The following is a 24643-nucleotide window of genomic DNA, read 5'->3' as shown; positions in this document are numbered from 1 at the left end:
AATATGAAAAAATGGAAAAGAACTATGGATAAAAGCACGGTTTTTCGTAAGAAAATAAAAAAGCCTGTGACTTTACAGCCACAGGCGAGTAATTGTTCTCATTCGTTTTATTGAGTTACGCTGGTTTTTAATGCTGCCGCAGGGTTACGTTCCTCTTCTGCGGTACGAGTCCAACCTTTGTATGACAGAGGGATAAATGCCACGGCAACGGCTAACAAGGAAACCCCCGCCACATAGTAGGCTGGCGCCATATGGGATTGTTGTAACCATGCACCGGTTAAGATTGGAGTCAACCCGCCAAATACGGCATATGCCAAGTTGTACGCAAAGGATAAGCCAGAGAAACGAATTTCTGGTGGGAACGCACGAGTACTGATAATTGGCGTTGTCGCAATCGCTCCCACGAAGAAGCCCATTAATGCGTAATTAAACGTTAAGGTATTCGCAGAAATATCGGATGACAATGATGAATAGAAGTAGATAGCCGTGACAGCTAATCCGCCCCAAGACAATGTCATCGACGTACGTGTTCCCGTTTTATCTCCTAACCATCCCCAGAAAATACAGCCTAAGGTTAAGGTCAACGTTGCTGCGCAGTTGGCTTGTAAAGCAATATTACGATCGATGCCATAAATACCTTTTAATACCACGTCAGGGGTCATCAAAATGGTGACAACGATAGCGGTAGACAGCGACCACGTCAGTGCTGCAGTGATCATGCAAGCTTGTTTATGGGATTTAACCACGGTTTTTACTGGCAACTCTTTGGTTAATGCTTTCTTAGCGGCCATCTCTTTGAAAATCGGGGTCTCTTGTAAGAAGCGACGCAGATAGACAGAGATAAAACCAAAAATGCCCCCTAAGATAAACGGAATACGCCACGCGAAATCATGCACTTCTTGGGTAGTATAAGAACGCTCAATGATAATAGCGACGATAGAGCCTAATAAAATCCCGCCAGTGATCCCGGAGGTTAATGTTCCCACGCCTAAACCATAACGCTGTTTCGGTGTATGTTCGGCAATAAACACCCATGCACCAGGCATTTCACCGCCAATAGCAGCGCCTTGCATGATACGCATTAATAACAGTAACAGTGGTGCAGCAGCGCCAATGGTCTCAAATGTTGGCAAGAAACCAATAATAAAAGTTGGGAATGCCATCAAGAAAATACTTAAGGTAAACATTTTCTTACGACCGATTTTATCGCCAAAGTGGGCCATAATAATGCCGCCCAATGGGCGAGCAAGATAACCCGCAGCAAACAGACCCAGCGTCGCCATTAATGCGAGAAATTCATTATCGCCCGGGAAAAATAGCTGGGAGATAATTTTCGCGTAAAAAACGAAAATAACGAAATCATAAAATTCTAAAGTGCCACCTAAAGAGGATAAGCCCAATGTTTTATAATCTTCTTTGCCTAACGGTCTGGCCGCAGGCTGGCTGGTTGTTTGCGATGTCATAATTCTGTCCTTCTAAATACACAACAATTCAATATTAGCGCGATGAGGTTATTTGTAATAATAGGTACGTTAAATAGCGAAGTAATTAATATTATTTGGCAAAGGATATGAGAGATAAAACGAGGGAAAATAAACCAAGGTAATACTCTGTATCTCTAACGTGAGTTCATTTATAGCAGAAAGTTTCATATTCTGTAAACTACCACCTTAAAAACAAGCGTAATATTCTGTTTAGTTTGAAAAGGTAAAATTACTACTCCAAATGACAATTGAATGTCACGATATGATATTAATAAACGAGCAATTACAGACGATTGTATATTTTTAGGTGCAAAATAATGGGGAAAAATACAATAAATATAATGGTACTCATTTATTAAGTGTGAAATTAAATAGAATGAATAACGGGAATAAATAAAATAATATAATTAACTTGCAGGGGATAAGGCTATTTAAATAAATAATACTCGCGGATATGATCTGTCAGTGATTTCTATTTTAGTAGAATTAGGAGGTTTTGCAGGAAATGGCAGGTTTTTATAAACCCGCATACCTAGCTTAAGGCAAAGTACGCGGGTAGTTAGTTAAACTAAGAATAGGGTTGCTAACCCTAAGAAGATAAAGAAACCACCAGTATCAGTGATTGCGGTGATCATCACGCTAGAGCCAATAGCAGGATCTTTACCCATCTTAATCATAATTAATGGGATCAGAACACCCATGATGGCAGCCATCAAGAGGTTGAGCACCATCGCAAGTGTCATCACAGCGCCCATGGCGAGATCCCCATAGAGAAGGTAGGTGACGACGCCCATAATACCACCCCAAACCACCCCGTTAATAAAGGCGACTCCGAGCTCTCTTATCATGAGGAAGGAGAAGCTACCGTTCTGAATTTGGTGTAGCGCAATGGCGCGGACAATCATCGTAATAGTCTGGTTACCGGTATTACCACCAATACCTGCCACGATTGGCATTAATGTTGCGAGGGCAACTAACTGTGAAATGGTATCTTCGAACACCCCGATAACGCGGGAAGCCACAAACGCGGTACACAGGTTAATGGCAAGCCATGTCCAACGGGTTTTAACCGCTTGACCAACAGGGGCGAATACGTCCTCTTCAGGGCTTAACCCCCCCATACGACGGATGCTGTTGTCATTTTCTTCGCTGATATTATCAACGATGTCTTCAACGGTTAGGCGCCCCATCAGTAAACCATTGCTGTCTACAACGGCGGCAGAAATTAAGTCATAACGTTCGAACGCGCTTGCCGCATCTTCCCCTTTTTCATCGGGTAAGAAGGTAACGGTATCGGTTTTCATCACGTCGGCAACAATACGTTCTGGTGCTTGAATCAAAATGGTGGTCAGGGGTAATTCACCTTGCAGATAATTATCTTTATCGACAACGAAAATTTTATCCGTTGCTTCTGGAATTTTTCCCCGTTGGCGTAGATAGCGTTGTACTGTTTTTAGGGTGACATTGGAACGCACGGTGACGAATTCGAAATCCATCATTTGCCCAACGCTGTCTTTGGCGTATTGGAGAACTTCACGAATACGGCTGCGTAAGCTTGGGTCTAAGTAGGTAAGGAGACGGCGCATCGTATCGCGGGGCAAGTGCTCGGCGATATACGCTTGTTCGTCCACATGTAAGCCAGCAACCGCTCGCAGCAGTTCTCGGTCTGACATATCTTTAATCAGGCTGTCCCAAACAGAGACAGAGGCCTCAACCAATACTTCACCGCGTTCGTTGTTGTCGACTAAGCGCCAAAGTGCGAGACGCTCGTCGTACGGTAGCATTTCAAGGATATCGGCGATATCCGCGGTGTGGAGGTCAACAAGCAGTTCTTTAACAGTGCTAATTTTTTCACTAAATGCTTTATCATCCATACTGACGTGTTGGTCTTTCTCGACAAGAGCGTGAACAAACTCTTCGTCTTCCATGAATAACGTCAGTATTTGCTGGCGGATGTACGCCAGTCTTTGTGAATGCGGATTGATTATTGGTGCCGCATCAGTTGAAAAAGCAGTTTGTGACATGTTAATCCTTAAACCATTCGGCGCCGAAGCGCTTTAAATTAATTCGCCTGCGAGGTGACGAAACTTCTACCCAGTATTGTCGCTGATCCCAAAAAAATATCAAATCTGTTCATATTTCGAATAAGAAGAACAAAACAACACTGACCGCAAATCATTATTTTTTATTTCTATTTTCTAAATCATATTCATTTTTGAGTCATATAAGCCTATGGCTCATTTTCTGCGCAAATGGTGAGTTTCCAGCCTGGAACCTCTTCCCAGTAGGCACTCTCTTTTTCAAGGTCAAGCAGCATTAACGCATTGTGGGCGAGATACTGAGCAGGTAAGAAAAGTGTCCAATGACCATCGTCAGTTTCAATGCGCATAGTTGAAGGCGTCGTTGTCGATTGGCGCTGATTATTCAATAAGATAGATAAGCGCAAAATCTGTATCAACGGCATAAATTGCTTGCGTTTAAATAAGTTAAATTTAGGTATTTCATCGTATTTAATGGCACGACGATGATTACGAACCAATGTCGCTAATAGCAATTGTTGCTCTTGGCTAAATCCTGGTAAGTTGGTGTTTTGTAAGATATAAGCGGAGTGGCGATGCATGCCACTATGGTTAATACTTAATCCCACTTCGTGCAGCATAACCGCCCAAATTAAAATGGATTCTAATTGCGGGTTGGCCTGTTTAGGGTTCTGCTGGCGCCACTGATAATACAGCTCTTCCATGGTTTTCAAAACCCGTTTAGCTTGTTCTCGGTCGATATTATAGTGTTCGGCAAGGCTTAATGCGGTGCGTTGCCGAATATCTTGGTGGCGAAAGCGGCCTTCCATTTCATAGAGAACACCTTCACGCAGAGCGCCATCTGAGAGCCGTAATTCTTTGATGTCGAGGGAATCAAACACCGCAATTAAGATAGCTAAACCCGGCACAAAAACTTGTTTACGATCAGAAGAAAGTCCTGGAATTTCTAGTGATTTAAACGTTTTGTACTTCAATGCTATTTGTTTTATTTTTTCAAGGCGTTCGCGGGTAATAATCCCATCACGGTCGCCCATCTCTACAATCACCGCATGTGCGGCTTTAATGGTGCCGGAGGCCCCCATCGCGACGTCCCAAACTTGCTTCTTAAACAGGGTAGCGGTGCTTTCCAATTTTAAGCAGGCGGCTAAATAAGCGCGATTAAAATTATCTGGGGAAATCGTTTCATTAGGGAAATAGTGACGCGCGAAGCTAACGCAGCCCATACGGCGGCTTTCAATTAAAATCGGCTCAAATTTTTCACCGATCACCAGCTCCGTAGATCCACCGCCAATATCGATAACCAGTTTGCGTCCTTTTTCCGGCTGCGTGTGCTCAACACCCATAAAAATCAAACGCGCTTCCTCTTGTCCTGAAATAATCTCAATCGGGTAGGGGATAATGGCTTTGGCTCGGCGTAGAAATTCTTCAACGTTGGTGGCGACTCGTAATGAATGGGTACCGACGATACAGACGTTATCAGGCGTGAAACCTTGTAGACGCTCAGCAAATAGCGATAAACACGCTAAGCCGCGCTCCATGGCTTCTTCACTGAGTTCGTTGGTATCGCTCAGCCCATCAGCAAGATGAACACGTTTTTTTAAACGGGTTAGAACTTGTAGTGCTCCATTGACAATACGCGCAATAACCATATGAAAACTGTTTGAACCCAAGTCAATTGCGGCAATTTCTTGTGGTCTTGGGGTAGATGAACTGGCAATTGGCATAGTATCAAGCTCTTGTTTCAGGCATTTCGAGTGCTTTTAAAAATTCATAAACAGCTAATTGAGCGCGAATTTTGCGCTTATTGCCGCGGGGAACATAATGATTACTGAGTTCTTTGTCAACAAAGCGGGCTTTGACGGTATCACTGAACTGTAATTCGAGGATATCTAAAACCAACTGTTTAAGTCGCGGATCCAGCAAACGAACAGCCACCTCGATACGGTAGTCGATGTTGCGGGTCATCCAATCGGCTGAGGAGATAAAGACTTTTTCGTCACCGCCGTTGGTAAAGACATAAACTCGGTCATGCTCTAAGAATCGGTCCACCACACTGGTGACCTGGATATTCTCGCTATAGCCTTGTTGCCCTGAAACAAGTGAACACATACCACGCACTAGCAAGCGAATTTTAACGCCTGCATTAGAAGCATCATAGAGCTTATCGGTCAATTCTTTATCGACTAAATTATTAATTTTCAGCGTGATGCCGCTAGGCAACCCAGCTTCAGCATTCGCAATTTCTTGGTCAATTAATTCAGTGATTTTGGTGCGTGTATTTTGCGGAGATACCATCAAATTATCGAAAGTTACAGGGCGATACGGGTTTTCAATAAAGCTAAATACTCGGCGCACTTCATTGGTGATTTGCTCATTACAGGTGAGTAATGAGTAATCGGTGTAGAGACGAGCGGTTTTTTCGTTAAAGTTACCCGTACCGATATGGGCATAGCGAACAATTTGTCCTTCTTCCATGCGGGAGATAATAAATAACTTGGCGTGAATTTTAAGCCCTGGCGCGGAGAAGATAACGTGGACACCCGCTTCAGTCAGGCGTTTTGCCCAGTGAATATTGGCGGCTTCATCAAAACGCGCTTGCAGCTCCACTACCACGGTGACTTTTTTACCGTTGTGGGCGGCGTGGATCACCGAGTCGATGATGCGTGAGTCTTTTGCCACACGGTAAATATTGATTTTGATGGATAACACATTCGGGTCAAACGACGCTTGGCGCAGCAATTCTAATGTGTGCTCAAAGGTGTAATACGGGTAGTAGAGCAACACATCGCGTTCGCGAATGGCATCAAATCCGTTACGGAAATTATCAAACCAACGGTGACGTAAGCGCGGTAGCGGTTTGTTGAGTAAGTTTTTATTTCCTTCATTTGGGAAGTTAATAAAATCTTTAAAGTTATGGTAACGCCCCCCCGCAATCACCGAGTCATCACTTGATAACCCCAGTTTTTCTCGTAGCAGCGCGACCATTTCATCGGGCATATCACGTTGATAAACAAAGCGAACAGGCTCAGCCGTTAAGCGCTGTTTTAACGTGGATGACATAATTTCCAGCAGGCTAGATTCCATCTCCGTGGCGATATCATATTCCGCATCCCGGGTCATTTTCATGGAGTAGGCGTTGAGTTTGTCGTAATCAAAGAAGCCTTTGAAAATTTCATCGAGAGTATAGCGAAGGATATTATCAATCAAAATCATTGACTTGCGGCGCTTTGGCATCTCTGGCGGGAGATTAACAAAACGCGGAACTTTATCCGATGGGATTTCTAATAAAGCGTATTGCACTTCAGCACCATTAATAATTTCAACGGCAAGGTAGGTGTAATCGTCTTTCAGAAATTCCACTAAGTTAGTATCACGATTAATTAAAATTGGCGTGATATGTTGGCGTAAATTTTGGCGAAAATATTGGCGTAACCAAATTTGCTGACGAGGTGAAATTTGACGCTCGTTAATTAAGAATATTTGGTTGCGTGCCATTTCAAGGAGCAGGTCGTTGTAGAGAACGTCGAACTCTTGCTCTTGTTTGGCCACTTTAGATTGAATGCGTTTGAGTAGATGACGTGCACCGCTGGCGGAACCGCGCTCTTCATTGATTAAGATGCGACGTTTTACATCCGCAAAACGGACTTTATAGAACTCATCTAAGTTATTGGAGTAAATGCCCAAAAAACGCATTCGTTCTATAAGAGGGTTCCGCTTATCCGCGGCTTCTTGGAGAACTCGTTCGTTAAAAGAGAGCCAGCTGAGCTCTTTTTCATGATAGAGGCGTTCTTGGGACATTGTTGCTCCGTATTCGACTGGTTAATGCTGATAAAAACCGATTATCACCTTTGACTTCTATTGCGTTATTTACGCGTTTTCAGACTGCTGTTTCATTGCAAAATATTGGTGCTGGAACACACACATACGGATTGCGGTGTGGTAGCGACCATTAACAAAAAATTCATCAATCAGCTCGCCTTCTGTGTGGAAGCCGAGTTTATTATAAATATGGATAGCTTTGACATTTTCTTTATCGACTATCAGATAAAGTTTGTACAAATTGAGCACTGAAAAGGCGTAGTCCATGGCCAGTTTTGCAGCGCGGCTTGCATACCCTTTGCCTTGATAGCGGGGTGCAATAATAATCTGGAATTCAGAACGACGGTGAACATAATCAATTTCAACCAGCTCAACTAAACCGACTTTTTCACTGTCAGATTCGACAATAAAGCGGCGTTCGGATTGGTCATGAATATGCTTATCGTAAAGATCACTGAGCTCAACGAATGCCTCATAAGGCTCTTCGAACCAATAACGCATAATGTTGGCGTTATTGTCCAGCTGGTGGATAAAAGCTAAATCTTCACGCTCAAGTGGGCGCAATCTAAACAGATGAGCTTGCCCGGTCGTCATAAAACACCTCGATTGTTGTTAATTATAAAACTATTTAAGGCGAAAGTATCAACTAGAAAATTAATTACTTAGCGCTGTAATAAGGATACCACTTATTTGCAATAAAATAATGACAGAAAGCAGGGTGAGGGAGAGTTTGTCGAAGATTAGTTTGTTTAAGTGGGAATGATTAGCATGTAGTTAGCGGTACACTGAGATGATTGTGATATTAATCTAGTCAGTGTGGTCGCTTTGTACCATGAGTGGGCGTTGATGAATCGCTCTCAGAGGATAGGCTTTGGTGTTATTTATAAAAATATAGCCATTTCGAATTAGGTGTAGAATACGATAGTATGATGAATATCAAATTGAGAGTTTATTCATGTCCATAGGTATATAAATGATAGATGATATCCGTTACCTGATTGTTTTTGCAAAAATTGTGGAGTCAGGCTCAATTTCAGGAGGGGCAGACGCTTTAGGGCTCACTACTGCAACGGCAAGTACTCATTTATCTAAACTTGAGAAAAACCTTGGAAGTGCATTGTTATATCGAAATACCCGAAAACTCTCTCTAACTCATGATGGTGCCAAATTACTTGAGACAGCAAATTCCATGCTTGAGTTGTATGAAAAGGGATTTATTGAGTTTAAGCAACGTGCCATTTCAACAACAAATAAGTTGAATATTTCTATTCCCGCTGTTTTTCTAAATAGTGATTTTACTCATCATCTTGCCGATTTTATAAAAGAATATTCAGATGTTTGCCTGAATATTTCTTATAGTGATACACGCAAAGACATCATTGCGGACAGTATTGATGTTGCATTTCGGATTGGGGAACTTCCGGACAGTTCACTCAAATCTCGACATCTTTTTGTATTGCCTAGACAAGTTGTAGCATCTAAGCGATTTCTCAGAAATTACAAGCCAGTAAACCATCCTAAGGACTTAGAAAAAATGCCTTGGATTGGTTTAACTATGCGGCAGAGTATTCGAGAATTTAAGCACAAAAATGGGGAGGTAGCTTTAATTAAGTACACACCAACTGTTAATGTCGATAATGTTGAGGCTGCCTACGCCCTTGCAAAACAGCAAGTGGGTCTAACCGCACCTCCCCTCTATCTCTGCAGAGGAGACATTAAACGTGAAGAGATGCAAGAGGTACTCCCTGAGTGGTCATTAGAGCCGCTTAAAGTTTATGCAATTTGGCCTCCCAATATATCGACTAGCAGTATTGCTTACACATTGATTAATAAGCTTTATAATGCGTTTGAGTCTCATCAATTGGATTGATTGAATTGTTGAATGATTAGCGTATTAATGGAAGCTGACAATTTGAGTTATTGGGAATAAAGCAGATAGCATGCTGTAATAATTAATGTTCCCCCCATCAAAAAATTAAAAATGCGAATTCTCTGGGTGCTATTCAGTAATATTGAAACTTTGTCCCCAAGAATAGCCCATGCAGTCAACGAGAAATAACACACGAGAAAGTAGATGATGATAAAGGTTATTAGTGTAGTTTGCGTTGATGGTTCAGAGAACAAGGCAATCCCTGAAGCGCAAGCTATCCAAGCTTTTGGATTGAGCCATTGAAGCAAAAAACCGTGGGTAAAACTTGGGATATCAACTTTATTCAAAGTTAACTCAGGCTGAGATGAGGCAATTTTATAACCGATATATATTATAAACACTGATCCAGTAATATTGAGGTATTTGAGGAACAGTGGATGCTTATCGATGACTGTGTAGAAACCAAATCCGATAAATATAAGTAATAACGTAAATCCGATTGTGGCGCCTGAAACAAATGGGAGAGTTCTTCTAACGCCATGGCTTGCCGCTGAAGAGACAATGACCATATTGACAGGACCTGGTGAAATTGACATCGTTAAGGAAAACATAAACATAGTAAAGATTAGAATCATTTTCTCTCCGCGTTCTTATTAACGCACAATAAAAAATATACCGAATTTTTATTACCCGGTTGAGTTTCTGTAGTCTTTATAGGTTATAGAAATAAAAACGCTAAATTAAGTCGGTTTTCTTTAAAGGTGTATTTGATTTTTCCACATTATCGTTTCATGTATCGATCAGACAATACCATCGTATTTTCAGGGGGTTGAAAAGCAAGGTCTTGTCATTCGCTTTACGTGCTCACTTTATGCGCAGAACCAAGCCATAATTACGTTTGCTCCTACGAGATGTTTTGATGATTTCAAAATAAACACATATGGTATACCATATGTGTTTGGTGTGCTAAACGGAGTAAACAATGCTACAACCTGTTCAGCTTTTTAAAATCTTATCGGATGAAACTCGTCTCACCATTGTTATGCTTCTCCGGGAATCGGGTGAACTGTGCGTATGCGATATATGTGCGGTTACTACTGAATCACAGCCTAAAATTTCTCGCCATATGGCTATCCTGCGTGAGGCTGGGCTGGTGCTAGATCGTCGAGAAGGTAAATGGATTCACTATCGTCTCTCACCTCACATTCCCGCATGGGCGAGTGAAACAATAACGACGGCATGGCACTGCTTGCGCGATGATATACGTGAACGCTTGAAAAAATCCGTATGTACGTCTTGCTGATAAGTTTAATTATATGCGCATAAACATATATAAAGGAGTCTGGAAATGTTTCTTGCTGGAAGCATCTTTATACTGACGTTGGTTCTAGTCATCTGGCAACCAAGAGGACTCAGTATTGGCTGGAGTGCAAGTATTGGAGCTGTGCTTGCTTTGGGAACGGGGGTGATCCAATTTGATGATATTCCCGTCGTCTGGCATATCGTCTGGAATGCTACAGCAGCATTCATTGCGATCATCATCATCAGCTTGCTGTTAGATGAATCTGGTTTCTTTGAATGGGCTGCATTGCATGTTTCCCGCTGGGGAAACGGGCGCGGTCGTCTGCTGTTTACCTGGATTGTTCTGCTTGGCGCCGCGGTTGCTGCACTGTTTGCAAACGATGGTGCTGCATTGATATTAACACCGATTGTGATTGCAATGTTACTCGCTCTGGGGTTCAGTCAGGGAACAACACTGGCATTTGTCATGGCGGCAGGATTCATCGCTGATACCGCTAGCTTACCTCTGATTGTCTCTAACCTAGTCAATATTGTTTCAGCAGATTTCTTCGGTCTGGGCTTTACGCAGTATGCTTCCGTGATGGTTCCTGTGAATTTGGCGGCTATTGCTGCCACGCTGGTTATGCTGCATCTCTTCTTTCGTCGTGATATCCCTGCCAGATATGACGTTTCCTTGCTGAGAATTCCTAGTAGTGCGATTAAGGATCCTGCAACGTTTAGGGCTGGCTGGGTTGTTCTGCTGTTCCTGCTAGTTGGTTTTTTTGTTCTGGAGCCACTGGGGATCCCTGTCAGCGCGATAGCAGCTATTGGCGCAGTGGTATTGCTAGTGGTAGCCAAGAGGGGAGATGCCATTAATACTGGGAAAGTGCTTCGTGGTGCGCCTTGGCAGATCGTGATTTTCTCTCTGGGTATGTATTTGGTTGTCTATGGTCTACGTAATGCTGGACTCACTGACTATCTTTCTTCCGTACTCAATATACTGGCGGATAAAGGCTTATGGGCTGCGACATTCGGTACTGGCTTCCTGACCGCCTTCTTATCGTCGATGATGAATAATATGCCGACGGTGCTGATTGGAGCGCTGTCGATAGACGGGAGTGCTGCAACTGGTGTCATCAAGGAGGCAATGATTTACGCCAATGTGATTGGTTGCGACTTAGGCCCCAAAATTACCCCGATAGGCAGTCTTGCTACACTGTTATGGCTTCATGTACTGGCTCAGAAAAATATGACAATCACGTGGGGGTATTATTTCCGTACCGGCATTATCATGACCCTACCAGTGTTATTTTTTACTCTGGTCGCGCTAGCGTGGCGGCTATCTATCACTTTGTAATGAGATATTGATATGAGCAACATTACTATTTATCACAATCCAGCCTGCGGCACTTCACGTAATACACTAGAGATGATACGTAACAGCGGTAATGAACCAACGATTATTTACTATCTTGATGCGCCGCCAACCCGCGATGAACTTATTAAACTAATTTCAGATATGGAAATTTCTGTGCGTGCATTGCTGCGTAAAAACGTTGAACCTTATGAGAAATTGGGTCTTGATGAAGACAAATTCTCTGATGAGCAGTTGATTGATTTTATGCTTCAGCATCCTATTCTGATTAATCGACCAATTGTAATTACGTCGCTTGGTACACGTCTTTGTCGTCCCTCAGAAGTTGTGCTGGATATTCTACCTGAAGCTCAGAAAGGTTCTTTTACTAAAGAGGATGGTGAAAGGGTTATAGATGAAACAGGGAAACGAGTGAAATAATTTTTCGAATTAATATTATCGAGTGTCTGTTTATTTCACACTGACGCCCGCTTTCCGATCAAAACTACTTCTCGGGTTGCCTGACAAAACATTTCTTACAAAGGGCAAATGGCTGAGATTGTATTACTCGCTCAGACCTGCCAACCAAATCTGAGCGAATACATTTAAACTTACCTAACTGCGCATTAATTTGCTTGATAACCTGTCGCTGATAGCGGCTGGCCATCAAGCAGGGCTTTACCGTCTTGCATCACGAGGCGACCCGAAACAAACCACGCAATAACTTGAGGATAAATCAGGTGCTCTTGGAGTTTAACGCGTTCAACCAAATCGTCTTCAGTATCTTGCGGCAAAACCGGCACATGTCCCCGTAAAATAATCGGACCGCCATCGAGCTCTTCAGTGACAAAATGCACGGAAGTGCCGTGTTCTTTATCGCCGTTCTCAAGTGCGCGTCGATGAGTATGTAACCCCGGATATTTAGGCAGTAAAGAAGGGTGGATATTCAGCATTTTTCCTGTGAAATGTTTCACAAACTCAGGGGTTAAAATACGCATGAACCCCGCCAAGACCACTAAATCCGGTTGATACTGCTCGATAGCTTCTAACAGTGCAGCATCGTAGGCTTGGCGGTCGGCGAACGCTTTTGAGCTAACACAAAGGGCTGGAATACCAGCCTCTTGTGCGCGAACCAAACCGTAAGCATCACTTTTATTACTGACCACTGCGACGATTTGCCCATCGATCTCATGGCGTTGGCAGGCATCAATCATTGATTGCAAATTACTGCCACTGCCTGAAATCAAAACAACGATGTTTTTCATTAGCGGATAACAACCTGCTCTTCACCCGCAGGTAATTCGCCAATTGTCCCGATCTGCCAAGCATTTTCGCCTAATGTCGTCAGCAGTTTTAATGCGGACTCAACTTCGGTTTGAGGCAGAGCGATGATGATACCGACGCCGCAGTTAAATGTACGATACATTTCGTGAGTGGTAACATCACCTGCTTGTTGAAGCCATTCGAATACCGCAGGCCATTCCCAGCTGTTGCCATCAATGATGGCTTGGGTGTTATCAGGTAAAACGCGAGGAATATTTTCCCAGAAGCCGCCGCCAGTAATGTGTGCAATGGCATGAATGTCGCTTTTAGCGATCAATTCTAAGACATTTTTAACATAGATACGCGTTGGTTCTAACAGGTGGTCAGCAAGCGGTTTGCCCGCTAATTGCGTGGTTTCTGGATTGGTTTTGCTGACTTCCAGAATTTTACGCACCAATGAGTAACCGTTAGAGTGAGGACCGCTTGAGGCTAACGCGATCAGCGCGTCGCCCGCACTGACTTTTGTGCCATCAATAATTTCAGAGCGCTCAACGACACCCACACAGAAGCCAGCAACATCATAATCTTCGCCGTGGTACATGCCTGGCATTTCAGCGGTTTCACCACCGACTAATGCACAGCCAGACTGCTTACAGCCTTCCGCGATACCCGTGATAACACTTGCAGCGGTATCCACATCCAGCTTACCGGTTGCATAATAGTCTAAGAAAAACAGTGGTTCAGCACCTTGGACAATCAGGTCGTTGACGCACATAGCGACTAAATCGATACCGATGGATTCATGACGTTTTAAGTCCATCGCGAGGCGTAGTTTAGTTCCCACACCGTCAGTGCCTGAGACTAAAACAGGCTCACGGTATTTTTGTGGTAGGGCACACAGTGCGCCGAACCCTCCCAATCCTCCCATCACTTCTGGACGGCGAGTCTCTTTCACCACACCTTTGATTCGTTCAACCAATGCGTTACCTGCATCAATATCAACACCGGCATCTTTATAGCCGAGAGAGGTTTTATCAGTCACTACGGCCCCCAAGGCAATTGCATTTTGGAAAAGATAACTTCATTTGCCGATATTCTATCAGGCTCCGCAAACGTTTGCGATAGCTTTCTGACTGAAATATTTGATGCAATAAATCGTGATGTCGTGACGCAAAGCGCATGATTTTATTCGCTGCCTACACCATAAAAAATATTATGTGTATACTAATTCAGCAAATAACGCCTGATTGATGATTGTTTGACCTTAATCAAGATGATACTAGTGGCATTGAGGGAAAAAAGCGGTATAATCCCGCGATTTTTTTGTCCGGTGACGTTTTAAAAAAGTAGGAGAAACCCATGAAGATCGTTGAGGTAAAACACCCTCTCGTTAAACATAAACTCGGCCTGATGCGAGATCATGACATAAGCACTAAGCGCTTTCGTGAACTGGCCTCAGAGGTTGGTAGCCTACTGACTTATGAAGCGACCGCTGACCTAGAAACTGAAAAAGTAACAATTGATGGTTGGTGTGGTCCTGTAGAAATTGAACAAATTAAAGGTAAAAAAATCACTGTAGTCCCTATCCTGCGTGCGGGTATTGGTATGATGAATGGCGTATTGGAAAGTATCCCAAGTGCACGTATCAGCGTAGTGGGTATTTACCGTGATGAAGAAACGTTACAACCTGTCCCTTATTTCCAAAAATTAGTTTCTAACATTGATGAGCGCATGGCGCTGATTGTAGACCCAATGTTAGCAACTGGTGGTTCTATGATTGCAACCATCGATCTTCTGAAAAAATCCGGCTGTAATTCAATTAAAGTCTTAGTTTTAGTTGCTGCACCGGAAGGTATTGCTGCATTAGAAGCAGCGCACCCAGACGTTGAACTGTACACGGCTTCAATTGACCAACACTTAAATGAAGAAGGTTACATTGTTCCGGGTCTAGGAGACGCGGGCGATAAGATATTTGGTACTAAATAATAATGAAGCCGACTGAAGAGTCGGCTTTTTTTTGATAAAAAAAAGAATATTCACGACGCATAAGAGGATGATGAGCATGACACGCCGCACGATAAGTGTTGAAGAAAGACCACCATTACTACAAACTATTCCATTAAGCTTTCAACATTTGTTTGCCATGTTTGGGGCAACGGTTATTGTTCCTATTTTGTTTGGCGTGAACCCGGCAACGATTTTATTATTCAACGGGATCGGTACGCTGCTGTATTTATTTATCTGTAAGGGCAAAATCCCAGCTTATTTAGGATCGAGCTTCGCCTTTATTTCTCCGGTATTAATTTTACTGCCTCTTGGGTATGAGCTAGCGCTTGGCGGGTTTATTATCTGTGGGGTGCTGTTCTGTATCGTAGCGTTGATTGTCAAAGTGGCAGGGCGCGGCTGGATCAATGTGATGTTCCCCCCCGCAGCGATGGGGGCGATTGTCGCGGTTATCGGTCTGGAACTAGCGCAAACGGCAGCGGGTATGGCGGGCTTATTACCTAAAGAAGGCGCCGCGGTTGATTCAAACACCTTAATTATCTCGATCACCACATTGTCGGTCACTATCTTGTGTGCCGTGGTTTTCCGTGGATTTTTATCGATTATCCCAATCTTAATTGGCTTCCTCTCAGGTTACGCACTTTCCTACTTTATGGGGATTGTTGACTTTACACCGGTTATCGAAGCGCCATGGTTTGCCATTCCGACTTTCTATACACCGCGTTTTGAGTGGTTTGCGATTTTAACCATCCTGCCTGCGGCGTTAGTGGTCATTGCGGAACACGTTGGACACTTAGTGGTGACAGCGAATATCGTTGAGCGCGACTTAATGAAAAACCCTGGCTTACATCGTTCTATGTTCGCAAACGGTTTCTCTACTGTGTTATCGGGTTTCTTTGGATCGACACCAAATACCACGTACGGTGAAAACATCGGCGTGATGGCGATTACTAAGGTCTACAGTACGTGGGTCATCGGTGGCGCGGCAATTATCGCTATCTTACTCTCTTGCGTGGGCAAATTAGCGGCTGCAATTCAATTAGTGCCAGTACCTGTTATGGGGGGTGTTTCACTGTTACTGTACGGCGTAATCGGAGCTTCGGGTATTCGTGTTCTGATTGATTCGAAAGTGGATTATAACAAACCACAAAACCTGATTTTAACCTCAGTAATTTTAATCATCGGTGTGAGTGGTGCAGTGATCCACATTGGTCAAGCTGAACTGAAAGGGATGGCATTGGCGACAATCGTCGGTATTCTGATGGCGCTGTTGTTCCGCTTTATTACCTTTGTTCGTCCAGAAAAACAGTTTGTGACTTCTGAAGTGAAAGTCTTAGACGAAAATAAAAAATGAGTCACGATTAACTAAAATAGATTGCCGGAGTGGCTAAAGCTCCGGCAATTAACCGCCAGGCTGTTCATCTCTTCTTGTTATTTATGATAAACTCAATGGCGTTAATTGAACTGCACAATCAGAGGCGCTTCTGAATACACCATCTCAACTCTCATTACCACTTTCTCTTCCTGATGATGAAACCTTTGCTAGCTTCTATGCAGGGGAAAATGAGGGATTACTCTCTGCGCTCAAAACGGCGATTAATCAGCCTCATGGTAGTTATATTTATTACTGGTCAAGAGAAGGGGGCGGTAAGAGTCATTTACTGCATGCGGCATGTGCTGAGTTGTCTGAGCAAGGTGTTGCTGTGGGTTATGTGCCACTGGATAAACGCGCTTACTTTGTACCTGATGTGCTTGAAGGTATGGAACATCTTTCTCTGGTCTGTATTGATAATATTCAATGCATCGCGGGAGATGAAGAGTGGGAAATGGCCATCTTCAATCTGTATAACCGTATTTTAGAAATTGGTCGAACGTGTTTACTGATCACCGGGGATCGCCCACCGCGCCAGATTGACTTGAAGTTGCCGGATTTAGCCTCTCGTCTCGATTGGGGGCAAATTTATAAACTGCACCCTTTAAGTGATGAAGACAAAATTTGTGCGCTGCAATTACGTGCCAGTATTCGTGGATTTGAATTGCCTGAAGACGTTTGTCGGTTTGTATTAAAACGGTTAGACAGAAAGATGGGCACTTTATTTGATATCTTAAATAAGCTTGATCACGCCTCGATTGTCGCTCAGCGTAAAATGACTATTCCTTTCGTTAAAGACATTCTCAAATTATAAAAAATTGGCAGCCCATCGACTGCCAATTTATTGTCTGCCAAGTAGCCTGCTTATAAAATTTCCAGCACTTGCTCTGGTGGTCGACCCAACTTGGCTTTTTTACCTTTCACCACAATCGGGCGCTCAATTAACTTTGGATTATCATGCATGGCTTGAATAAGCTGCGCTTGAGTGACGCTGTTATCCGCTAATTTCAATTCTTTATAGATATCTTCTTTGGTGCGCATTAATTGGCGCGCATCGGTAAATCCAAGTATCTTCAGCAATTTTTCAATCTCAGCGATTGAAGGTGGCGTCGTTAAATATTCAACCACCGTCGGCGTGATGCCTTTTTCTTGCAATAAAGCCAGTGTTTCACGGCTCTTGGAGCAGCGAGGGTTGTGATAAATTTTAATTGAATCCGTCATTATCTTTATTCCTTACGGTTTTGCGTTGCTATCGCGCTCTTTTAATCGAGTAAGTTCATCGATTCGCGCATCAAAACGTTGTTGTTCATAACTGCCTAAACGGCTTTTACGGCTCGCTTCGCTTAAATAATTGATGGCAGTATCATAGTTGCCGCGCAGTGCCATACCTTCGGCATACGCCGCCAGTTCTGCATTACGATCCCCCAGTTTTGCGGAGGCTTCGGCAAGCAGATCCCAGCCAATTGGGTCGTCTGGGTAATCAAATGTATATTTATTCAATAAATTAGTGGCATCTTTATACTGTCCATTGCTGACATATGCATTCGCAAGGTTGACAATAAATACCGTATTTTTTGGTGATTTTTTTAATGCATCTTGCAAACGTGCGACCGCTTTACCGACTTGTTTTTGCTCAATATCGATATCGGTCATGGAATCGATAAACCATGGGTTATCCGGCTGTTTGGCTAACAATTCAGAAATAATCACGCCCGCTTCGCTGTATTTTTTATCTTGAGATAACAATAATGCTTTACCGTACTTCGCGGCCATTTGCTCTTGAGCATTACCTTTACTGTAGTTTTCGATGATTTGGTCCAGCGCATTGAGTTGATCCGCAGGGCTGTACATAGACAAAATACGAACGCGTGCCAACATAAAGTCTAATGAAGATGGGGCATGGACTTTCGGATGTTGGTTTGAACGGTTACGGGCATCGGCTAAACGGCTGTCTGGTAAGGGGTGAGTCAGCAAAATTTCTGGCGGTTTAGACATATAGCGGGTTTGGTCAGACATGATTTGCATAAAATCAGCCATGGCATGAGGGTCAAACCCAGAACGACGCAATGTTTGCAGACCAATACGGTCAGCTTCTTGTTCATTGGCTTGTGTAAAGCTGATCATCCCTTGCTGCATTCCCGCGAATGTTCCCGTTAATGCGGCAAAACCGGCTTGCGGGTTCGCCATCACCAGTAATAGAGAACCGATAGTCCCCGCGATAGCTAACGGTGTTGTGGCTTTCTGGTCTTCCATCATTCGCGCCAGATGGCGCTGGGTGACGTGAGAGATTTCGTGCGCCATAACGGAAGCAAGCTGGCTCTCATTTTGGCTATAACGAAATAGCGCAGAGTGAAGAACCACGTTACCGCCAAAATAGGCGTAAGCGTTAATATTCGGGTTATTGACTAGGTAAAACTTAAATGGCGTTTTGACAGAATCGGCATTCGTCACTAAACGTTGCCCCAGCTTATTCACATACTGAGTTAGTAAGGGGTCATAAATAAGAGGAGTACTTCCTCGAATTTGACGAGTGATGGCATCACCCATAATGATTTCTTGGTTAATGCTGAGAGTACCTCCCGCGGTTGTACCGATATCGGGTAGGGTATCTTCAACAGCACTATAGGCAGGTAATACAGCACCATGGATAAGTGCGGACATCAGGATAGCGAGCAGTGGATATTTCAATTTTTTAGTCATAGTGCATATCTTCACTTATTACCTACAGAAAATACGAATTAATTGGGAGATATGATAGCAAAAGCTATCGTAAAATCTGTTATTCGGTATAATTTTCTTTAATTTAGGAACTGTCTTTGTTTTACATTCCCAGGAGCCAATGAATGTTAGAAATGTTTTTACAATGGTACCGTCGGCGTTTTGCTGACCCGCAAGCAGTTGCCTTGTTTAGTTTGCTGGTTATTGGCTTTCTGGTCATCTTTTTTTTCAGCAGTATACTGGCTCCATTATTAGTCGCAATTGTCTTAGCATATTTACTTGAATGGCCAACACATTTACTCCAACGACTTGGTTTATCCCGCGTTTTAGCGGTTAGCATCATTTTGACCTTGTTTGCTGGAATAAGTGCCATGGTGATCTTAATTATTGCACCAACAGCGTGGCAACAAGGGATCAACCTCGTGGCGGATTTACCTAACATGGTTAATCGCTTTAGCGAGTTTGCTCGCCGATTACCGGAGCAATATCCTGCACTCGTTGATGCTGGCATCATTGATATGATGGCAGATAATGTGCGCAGTAGATTGTCAGTTGTTGCGGAGTCTGTGGTGAAAGCGTCAGTCGCTTCATTAATTGGTATTTTTACGTTAGCCGTCTATCTGGTTTTAGTGCCATTAATGATGTTTTTCTTACTAAAAGATAAAGAAAAGATCACCAAAAGCTTTGTTAAACTTCTTCCAAAAAATCGCCAGTTAGTGAGTAAAGTCTGGTTGGAAATGAATCAACAAATTACCAACTATTTACGTGGTAAAGTCACGGAAATGGTGATTGTTGGCGTCTGTACCTATATTGGTTTTGCCTATTTTGATTTGCGTTACTCAGTGCTGTTATCGGTATTGGTTGGCGTTTCTGTTTTGATTCCGTACATCGGTGCAGTGGCAGCCACCATTCCGGTGGTTTTAGTCGCATTATTCCAATGGGGTATAGGTACTGAGTTCTGGTCACTGTTTATTGTTTATCTGGTGATCCAAGGGCTAGACAGTAACATCGTTGTGCCGCTGTTGTACTCAGAAGCCGTGAACTTACACCCACTCGTGATTATCTTGTCGGTGGTGATTTTTGGTGGTTTATGGGGATTCTGGGGCGTATTTTTTGCGATCCCGCTCGCAACCTTAATCAAAGCGGTAATTAACGCGTGGCCACAAGATTTGAGTGATAGTGAAACAATAGAAAAAACAGAAGGCTAAAAGAGCCAATAAGAAAAAAGGGTTGCAAAATAAGCAACCCTTTTTAGTGATTAGGTTTTAATCACTATGTATCAGTATTAGGCGTTAGCGTTGATGTACGCTAATACGATTTCATGGTGATTACTGGTTTTAAAATCGTCAAATACGTGCTCGATGGTACCATTTGCATCGACAAGGAAACTAATGCGGTGGATACCGTCATAAGTTTTACCCATAAATTGTTTTTCACCCCACACACCAAATTGTTCACAAATTTGATGATCTTCATCGGATAACAGTGTGAAGTTTAATAACTCTTTTTCAGCGAAACGAGCCAATTTTTCTGGTTTGTCTGTACTAATACCTAAAACTTCGACACCTTTTGCTTTTAGTGTATCCATCTCATCACGCAGTCCACATGCTTGAACTGTACAGCCTGGTGTCATCGCTTTAGGATAAAAGTAAACTAATACGCGTTGACCCTGGAAATCAGAAAGATTGATGATTTCACCATCTTGGTCAGGAAGGCTAAATTGAGGTGCCTTATCACCGGCTTTCAATGGGTTCATTACATATATCTCCGTTAACTCTGCATTTTGGGGTTGTTAACAATACTGATGTTGCCTTTGGCATTTAGCATTGTACATAGTTGTTGAAATTTATTCTTTATAATTATGCCATTATCATCCAGTGGGTCATGGGCTGTAATTTGAATTTCCAATTGAGCCGGTTGAGTATCATTTGCAGGCTGTGTTTTAGAAATTAATTCTGCGATGTTGCACTGTTGAGTGGTAAACAAATTGGTAAACTGTTCAATAATACGCGGCGCATCGTCCACCATCACATTCACAGTTACAGTAGACGGATAGTAGGTTTTTTGTACACTATGCGTGCGTTTCATAACAATCAGCAAATCTAACTCAGCCCCTTTAGTCGGTAAAATCGCTTCTAGAAGCGTGATAGCATTCCAACTGCCGGATAACATCATTATAAAAGTAAATTCCTCGCCAAACATAGCGAGTCGACTATCCTCAATATTACAATCACATTCACTGACAAGGCGTGTAATTGTATTCACAATGCCCGGACGATCTGTTCCCAGCGCAGTAATAACAAGAAATTGCGGTTCAGTCTTAGGCAAAGTATCTTCCTTATTTTGACTAAATTTAGGTCAATGATATTGACTCAGGATGGTGGTAAGGAAACCATAAAATTGTGAATCTGCCAAGTGGGGCGATTCACTCTTGCGACAAATATGGCTGAATTATTACTTCTATTTAAGTTAATGTCATCGGCATTAACAAAATTCATTAAAATCTTGCGTTTGGGTGGTTTTCTTCTGTGAAATGAAAACGTAACATGGAAACTCACTATTTAGGGGGCATTGCGATGGCTAATCAAAACGTAAACTACAAAGACTTTTTACAAGGCAGTATTGTTGCTGTGATCACACCAATGGATTCAGCGGGTAACGTTGATAGAAAAAGCTTGAAACAACTGGTGGATTACCATGTCGCAAACAAAACCTCTGCGATTGTGTCAGTGGGAACAACGGGGGAATCAGCAACATTAAACCATAAAGAGCATGTTGATGTAGTGAAAGCGACGCTTGAGTTAGCTGATGGACGTATCCCAATTATTGCGGGAACAGGTGCAAATGCAACCGCAGAAGCGATTTCACTAACAAATGAGTTTGAAAACAGTGGTGTAGTTGCGTGCCTAACAGTAACACCTTATTATAATAGACCGTCACAAGAAGGTTTATATCAGCATTTTAAAGCTATTTCAGAAAACACCAGCTTGCCACAAGTTCTCTATAATGTACCATCGCGCACTGGATGTGATTTATTACCTGAAACTGTGGGCCGCTTGGCGAAATTGGCGAATATTGTGGCAATTAAAGAAGCCACAGGGAACTTAGCACGGGTTCATCAAATCAAAGAGTTGGTTGATGACCATTTTGTTCTACTTTCTGGCGATGATGCGACCGCACTTGATTTTATGCAACTCGGTGGAAAGGGCGTCATCTCGGTCACCTCCAACGTCGCGGCTGCGCAGATGGTAAAAATGTGTGACTTAGCGCTTGCGGGCAAATATACTGAGGCCCGTGAATTGAATAAACAGCTGATGGGACTTCATCATCAGTTATTTGTTGAGCCGAATCCAATCCCTGCGAAATGGGCTTGTCATCGTTTAGGTCTTATTGCGGATGATACTTTACGGTTACCAATGACACCGTTAACTGTATCTGGACAGCAAAAGGTTGAAGATGCCTTGAAACTCGCGGGTTTACTGTAAAATTTAGGGAATTTTAATGGCAACATTATTGCAAAAATCGAAGGTTATGAAGGTTGCTGGCCTGTCACTTGTCGTGTTACTGGCAGCCTGCTCCAGCGATCAGCGCTATAAACGTCAGGTTAGTGGTGATGAGGAATATCTTAATGCTGCGCCATTGAAAGTGCTGAATGCGCCGCAGGGGATCACTTTACCAGCAACTAATGGAGAATATGACATTCCTAAAACCACCTCAACAGGGGCGGTTGGGAAAGCGTTAGATATTCGCCCACCAGTACTGACGATTTCACAATTAGCAGGTTCACGCACTGAAAACAGCGCAGAAGCCAGCCGTTTGTTGCTAGATAATACTCCTGAAAATAATGCTTTATGGTCACAAGTGACCATGATTTTAGAACAGCGTGGCATCCCAGTCTCTACGAAGAACGATGGTTCTCGCTCTATCGAAACTGACTGGATTAAATGGGATCGTGCAGACGAAAACGTCCCATTAGAGAGCCGTCATAAAGTCACTGTTCAGCCAGAAAATGGCATGATTGCATTAACAGTGACTAACTTAGGCTTACGCCAAGGTGATGAAACGGTAACAGATGCAGCGGAAATTCAACGCTATAACAAACTGTTATTAAACGATTTAACCGACGCTCTGTACACACTGCGTGATACCTCAAGCAAAAATAGCTTGCAAAGCGCCTATGGCATCATTGATGTTCAAACAGGTAGCAATGACACTGGCTTACCAGTGGTTATCGTTCGTGCACCGTACGATGCAGTTTGGGAGCGTTTACCTCACGCATTAGAAAGTGTTGGTATGAAAGTGGGTGACCGTAGCCGCTCAGCAGGTTCCGTCATGGTGACTTACAAAGGCTTGAGCAGCTCTGAGTGGCAAGCGCTGGGTATTGATGACCCATCGGTACCTGAAGATGACTATAAAGTTCAAGTGGGTGATTTGAATAACCGTAGTAGCCTACAGTTTATCAACACTAAAGGCGTGCCATTAACTCAGAAACAGAATGATGAAATGGTCGCCGCACTGAAAGCCGCTTTCAGTAAAGCACCGACTAAAAAATAAGTTTACATAGCTAACTTATTTGTTCTATCAAGTGAAAACGCCGTCCTATGGGATGGCGTTTTTTTTCGGATAAACTTCAGGCTCTAATGGCTAACAGTGAAAGAAAAGTTATGGATAATAGCGCATCGAAACCAATGGATAGTAGGAATAATATAACGATGCCAAGAAGAATTGCTGGGACAAGCTTTAATGATAATTTACTAAATTCATTAAATAATATTGCTCATACAAGAAGTTTTCTAGAGGAGGGGGCCACTGTTTTTGATTTACCAAATTATGTGGTACCTCAAGGATACCGATTAATGAAATCATGTAAGAAAAACCAATATCGGATGGTGACTACTGGAGAAGAGCCAGAAACGATATATTTGCTAGAATTGAAACTGCGTACCGATATTGTCTTTGGTGAAACCACATGCACGCAAATTAAAGTTTGGCGCACTATATCCCATCTACACCGGAATAATATTGGCGATTTACCTCGAGTATTTTTCATTCATTTACTCGACAATCATAGCATCATGGTAACGGATGAAGAGCATACTCGTGATGGGCAACGCTTCTGGGAAATCATGATTTCTTGGGCATTTTATCAATGCTATTATATTTATGCTTCCGATGGCACGCTCGAAGACAGGCCACTAACGCAAATCCATACTGAATCTGAATTCTTTGAGCAATGGATTAATCAACTTTGGGGTAGAGATATCGACGTATATACCCACAAACTGATTGTAATCAGCAAACATCCATTACTTTAACTACCCATCTGCACATCTATCCTTCATAAAATTCTCGGTGAAACAAATGGACAAAAAATCAGTATTTGCAGCTAAGTAATCGTTTGCGTATGCGAGAGAATTTTATTATCATAATTAGCAGTTA

At 42.9% G+C, this 24643-nt stretch carries 22 protein-coding genes and 1 pseudogene; 11 read left to right on the top strand and 12 right to left on the bottom strand.

The features are described 5' to 3' along the window. Window positions 1-107: 107 nt before the first annotated feature. The 5 genes and pseudogenes from GKR61_RS05290 to speG form a co-directional block, all read right to left on the bottom strand. The gene (locus tag GKR61_RS05290) at window positions 108-1463 is read right to left on the bottom strand and encodes an MFS transporter (protein ID WP_154599192.1); all 1356 of its coding nucleotides are present in this window, start codon (window positions 1461-1463) and stop codon (window positions 108-110) included. Window positions 1464-2047: 584 nt separating this feature from the next. After that, window positions 2048-3328 (bottom strand): annotated as a pseudogene (mgtE, locus tag GKR61_RS05285) (magnesium transporter); the annotation flags it as partial. Between the two features lie 386 nt (window positions 3329-3714). After that, entirely contained in the window at window positions 3715-5247 is a 1533-nt protein-coding gene (gene ppx, locus GKR61_RS05280) for an exopolyphosphatase (RefSeq protein ID WP_154639597.1), read from the bottom strand. Between the two features lie 4 nt (window positions 5248-5251). Then, window positions 5252-7321 carry a polyphosphate kinase 1 gene (gene ppk1, locus GKR61_RS05275; protein WP_036953204.1) on the bottom strand — a complete coding sequence of 690 codons (2070 nt, stop codon included), beginning with the start codon at window positions 7319-7321 and terminating at the stop codon, window positions 5252-5254. A gap of 69 nt (window positions 7322-7390) precedes the next feature. Beyond that, a complete protein-coding gene (gene speG / locus GKR61_RS05270) occupies window positions 7391-7936 on the bottom strand; it encodes a spermidine N1-acetyltransferase (protein WP_036953207.1) in 546 nt (181 codons plus the stop codon). 379 nt (window positions 7937-8315) lie between these two features. Here speG and GKR61_RS05265 point away from each other — a divergent pair, with 379 nt between their 5' ends. Further along, window positions 8316-9212 carry a LysR family transcriptional regulator gene (locus GKR61_RS05265; protein WP_036953210.1) on the top strand — a complete coding sequence of 299 codons (897 nt, stop codon included), beginning with the start codon at window positions 8316-8318 and terminating at the stop codon, window positions 9210-9212. Window positions 9213-9259: 47 nt separating this feature from the next. On the opposite strand, the gene GKR61_RS05260 is transcribed toward GKR61_RS05265, so the two are convergent. Next, complete coding sequence (locus GKR61_RS05260; protein ID WP_154599194.1) at window positions 9260-9847, bottom strand: LysE family translocator; 588 nt, start codon at window positions 9845-9847, stop codon at window positions 9260-9262. Between the two features lie 347 nt (window positions 9848-10194). On the opposite strand from GKR61_RS05260, the gene GKR61_RS05255 reads away from it, so the two are divergent. The 3 genes from GKR61_RS05255 to arsC (GKR61_RS05245) are packed head-to-tail and all read left to right on the top strand — an operon-like array spanning window position 10195 to window position 12288. Further along, window positions 10195-10515, top strand: coding sequence for a metalloregulator ArsR/SmtB family transcription factor (locus GKR61_RS05255; RefSeq protein WP_036953213.1), 321 nt, complete (start codon window positions 10195-10197; stop codon window positions 10513-10515). A gap of 45 nt (window positions 10516-10560) precedes the next feature. Beyond that, a complete protein-coding gene (locus tag GKR61_RS05250) occupies window positions 10561-11850 on the top strand; it encodes an arsenic transporter (protein ID WP_108478033.1) in 1290 nt (429 codons plus the stop codon). A gap of 12 nt (window positions 11851-11862) precedes the next feature. Continuing rightward, entirely contained in the window at window positions 11863-12288 is a 426-nt protein-coding gene (arsC, locus tag GKR61_RS05245; RefSeq protein WP_154599195.1) for a glutaredoxin-dependent arsenate reductase, read from the top strand. Between the two features lie 185 nt (window positions 12289-12473). Here the strand turns inward: arsC (GKR61_RS05245) and purN are convergent, their stop codons facing one another. Both purN and purM read right to left on the bottom strand, forming a co-directional pair. After that, window positions 12474-13112: a phosphoribosylglycinamide formyltransferase gene (gene purN / locus GKR61_RS05240; RefSeq protein WP_154599196.1), complete on the bottom strand. Its 639-nt coding sequence runs from the start codon at window positions 13110-13112 to the stop codon at window positions 12474-12476. Continuing rightward, window positions 13112-14152: a phosphoribosylformylglycinamidine cyclo-ligase gene (gene purM / locus GKR61_RS05235; protein WP_336426606.1), complete on the bottom strand. Its 1041-nt coding sequence runs from the start codon at window positions 14150-14152 to the stop codon at window positions 13112-13114. Before purM ends, purN begins: the two co-directional genes overlap by 1 nt. Window positions 14153-14469: 317 nt before the next feature. Between purM and upp the strand changes: the two genes are divergently transcribed. The 3 genes from upp to hda all read left to right on the top strand — a co-directional run bounded on the left by upp (window position 14470) and on the right by hda (window position 17300). Continuing rightward, window positions 14470-15096 (top strand): uracil phosphoribosyltransferase, encoded by a 627-nt coding sequence (gene upp / locus GKR61_RS05230; RefSeq protein WP_036953223.1) that lies wholly within the window; start codon window positions 14470-14472, stop codon window positions 15094-15096. 76 nt (window positions 15097-15172) lie between these two features. Then, a complete protein-coding gene (gene uraA, locus GKR61_RS05225; RefSeq protein WP_036953224.1) occupies window positions 15173-16468 on the top strand; it encodes a uracil permease in 1296 nt (431 codons plus the stop codon). A 130-nt stretch (window positions 16469-16598) separates the two neighbouring features. Continuing rightward, window positions 16599-17300, top strand: coding sequence for a DnaA inactivator Hda (hda, locus tag GKR61_RS05220; protein WP_036953226.1), 702 nt, complete (start codon window positions 16599-16601; stop codon window positions 17298-17300). A gap of 50 nt (window positions 17301-17350) precedes the next feature. Here the strand turns inward: hda and arsC (GKR61_RS05215) are convergent, their stop codons facing one another. Next, complete coding sequence (gene arsC, locus GKR61_RS05215; RefSeq protein WP_154639595.1) at window positions 17351-17707, bottom strand: arsenate reductase (glutaredoxin); 357 nt, start codon at window positions 17705-17707, stop codon at window positions 17351-17353. 12 nt (window positions 17708-17719) lie between these two features. Continuing rightward, on the bottom strand, window positions 17720-19186 hold the full coding sequence (locus tag GKR61_RS05210) for a beta-barrel assembly-enhancing protease (RefSeq protein ID WP_154639594.1): 1467 nt from the start codon (window positions 19184-19186) through the stop codon (window positions 17720-17722). 143 nt (window positions 19187-19329) lie between these two features. On the opposite strand from GKR61_RS05210, the gene GKR61_RS05205 reads away from it, so the two are divergent. Further along, complete coding sequence (locus tag GKR61_RS05205; RefSeq protein WP_108478038.1) at window positions 19330-20412, top strand: AI-2E family transporter; 1083 nt, start codon at window positions 19330-19332, stop codon at window positions 20410-20412. A 77-nt stretch (window positions 20413-20489) separates the two neighbouring features. Here the strand turns inward: GKR61_RS05205 and bcp are convergent, their stop codons facing one another. After that, on the bottom strand, window positions 20490-20960 hold the full coding sequence (bcp, locus tag GKR61_RS05200) for a thioredoxin-dependent thiol peroxidase (protein WP_036953234.1): 471 nt from the start codon (window positions 20958-20960) through the stop codon (window positions 20490-20492). A gap of 14 nt (window positions 20961-20974) precedes the next feature. Beyond that, window positions 20975-21532, bottom strand: coding sequence for a glycine cleavage system transcriptional repressor (locus tag GKR61_RS05195; RefSeq protein WP_036953236.1), 558 nt, complete (start codon window positions 21530-21532; stop codon window positions 20975-20977). A 248-nt stretch (window positions 21533-21780) separates the two neighbouring features. Here GKR61_RS05195 and dapA point away from each other — a divergent pair, with 248 nt between their 5' ends. The 3 genes from dapA to GKR61_RS17675 all read left to right on the top strand — a co-directional run bounded on the left by dapA (window position 21781) and on the right by GKR61_RS17675 (window position 24519). Next, complete coding sequence (gene dapA / locus GKR61_RS05190; protein ID WP_051422710.1) at window positions 21781-22689, top strand: 4-hydroxy-tetrahydrodipicolinate synthase; 909 nt, start codon at window positions 21781-21783, stop codon at window positions 22687-22689. 16 nt (window positions 22690-22705) lie between these two features. Continuing rightward, a complete protein-coding gene (gene bamC, locus GKR61_RS05185) occupies window positions 22706-23758 on the top strand; it encodes an outer membrane protein assembly factor BamC (protein WP_036953238.1) in 1053 nt (350 codons plus the stop codon). A gap of 302 nt (window positions 23759-24060) precedes the next feature. Beyond that, on the top strand, window positions 24061-24519 hold the full coding sequence (locus tag GKR61_RS17675; RefSeq protein ID WP_230083124.1) for a hypothetical protein: 459 nt from the start codon (window positions 24061-24063) through the stop codon (window positions 24517-24519). Window positions 24520-24643: the final 124 nt, after the last annotated feature.

This window comes from Providencia sp. wls1916 (assembly GCF_009706585.1).
Taxonomy (GTDB): domain Bacteria; phylum Pseudomonadota; class Gammaproteobacteria; order Enterobacterales; family Enterobacteriaceae; genus Providencia; species Providencia lanzhouensis.
This window is presented reverse-complemented; position numbering and strand designations above follow the sequence as displayed.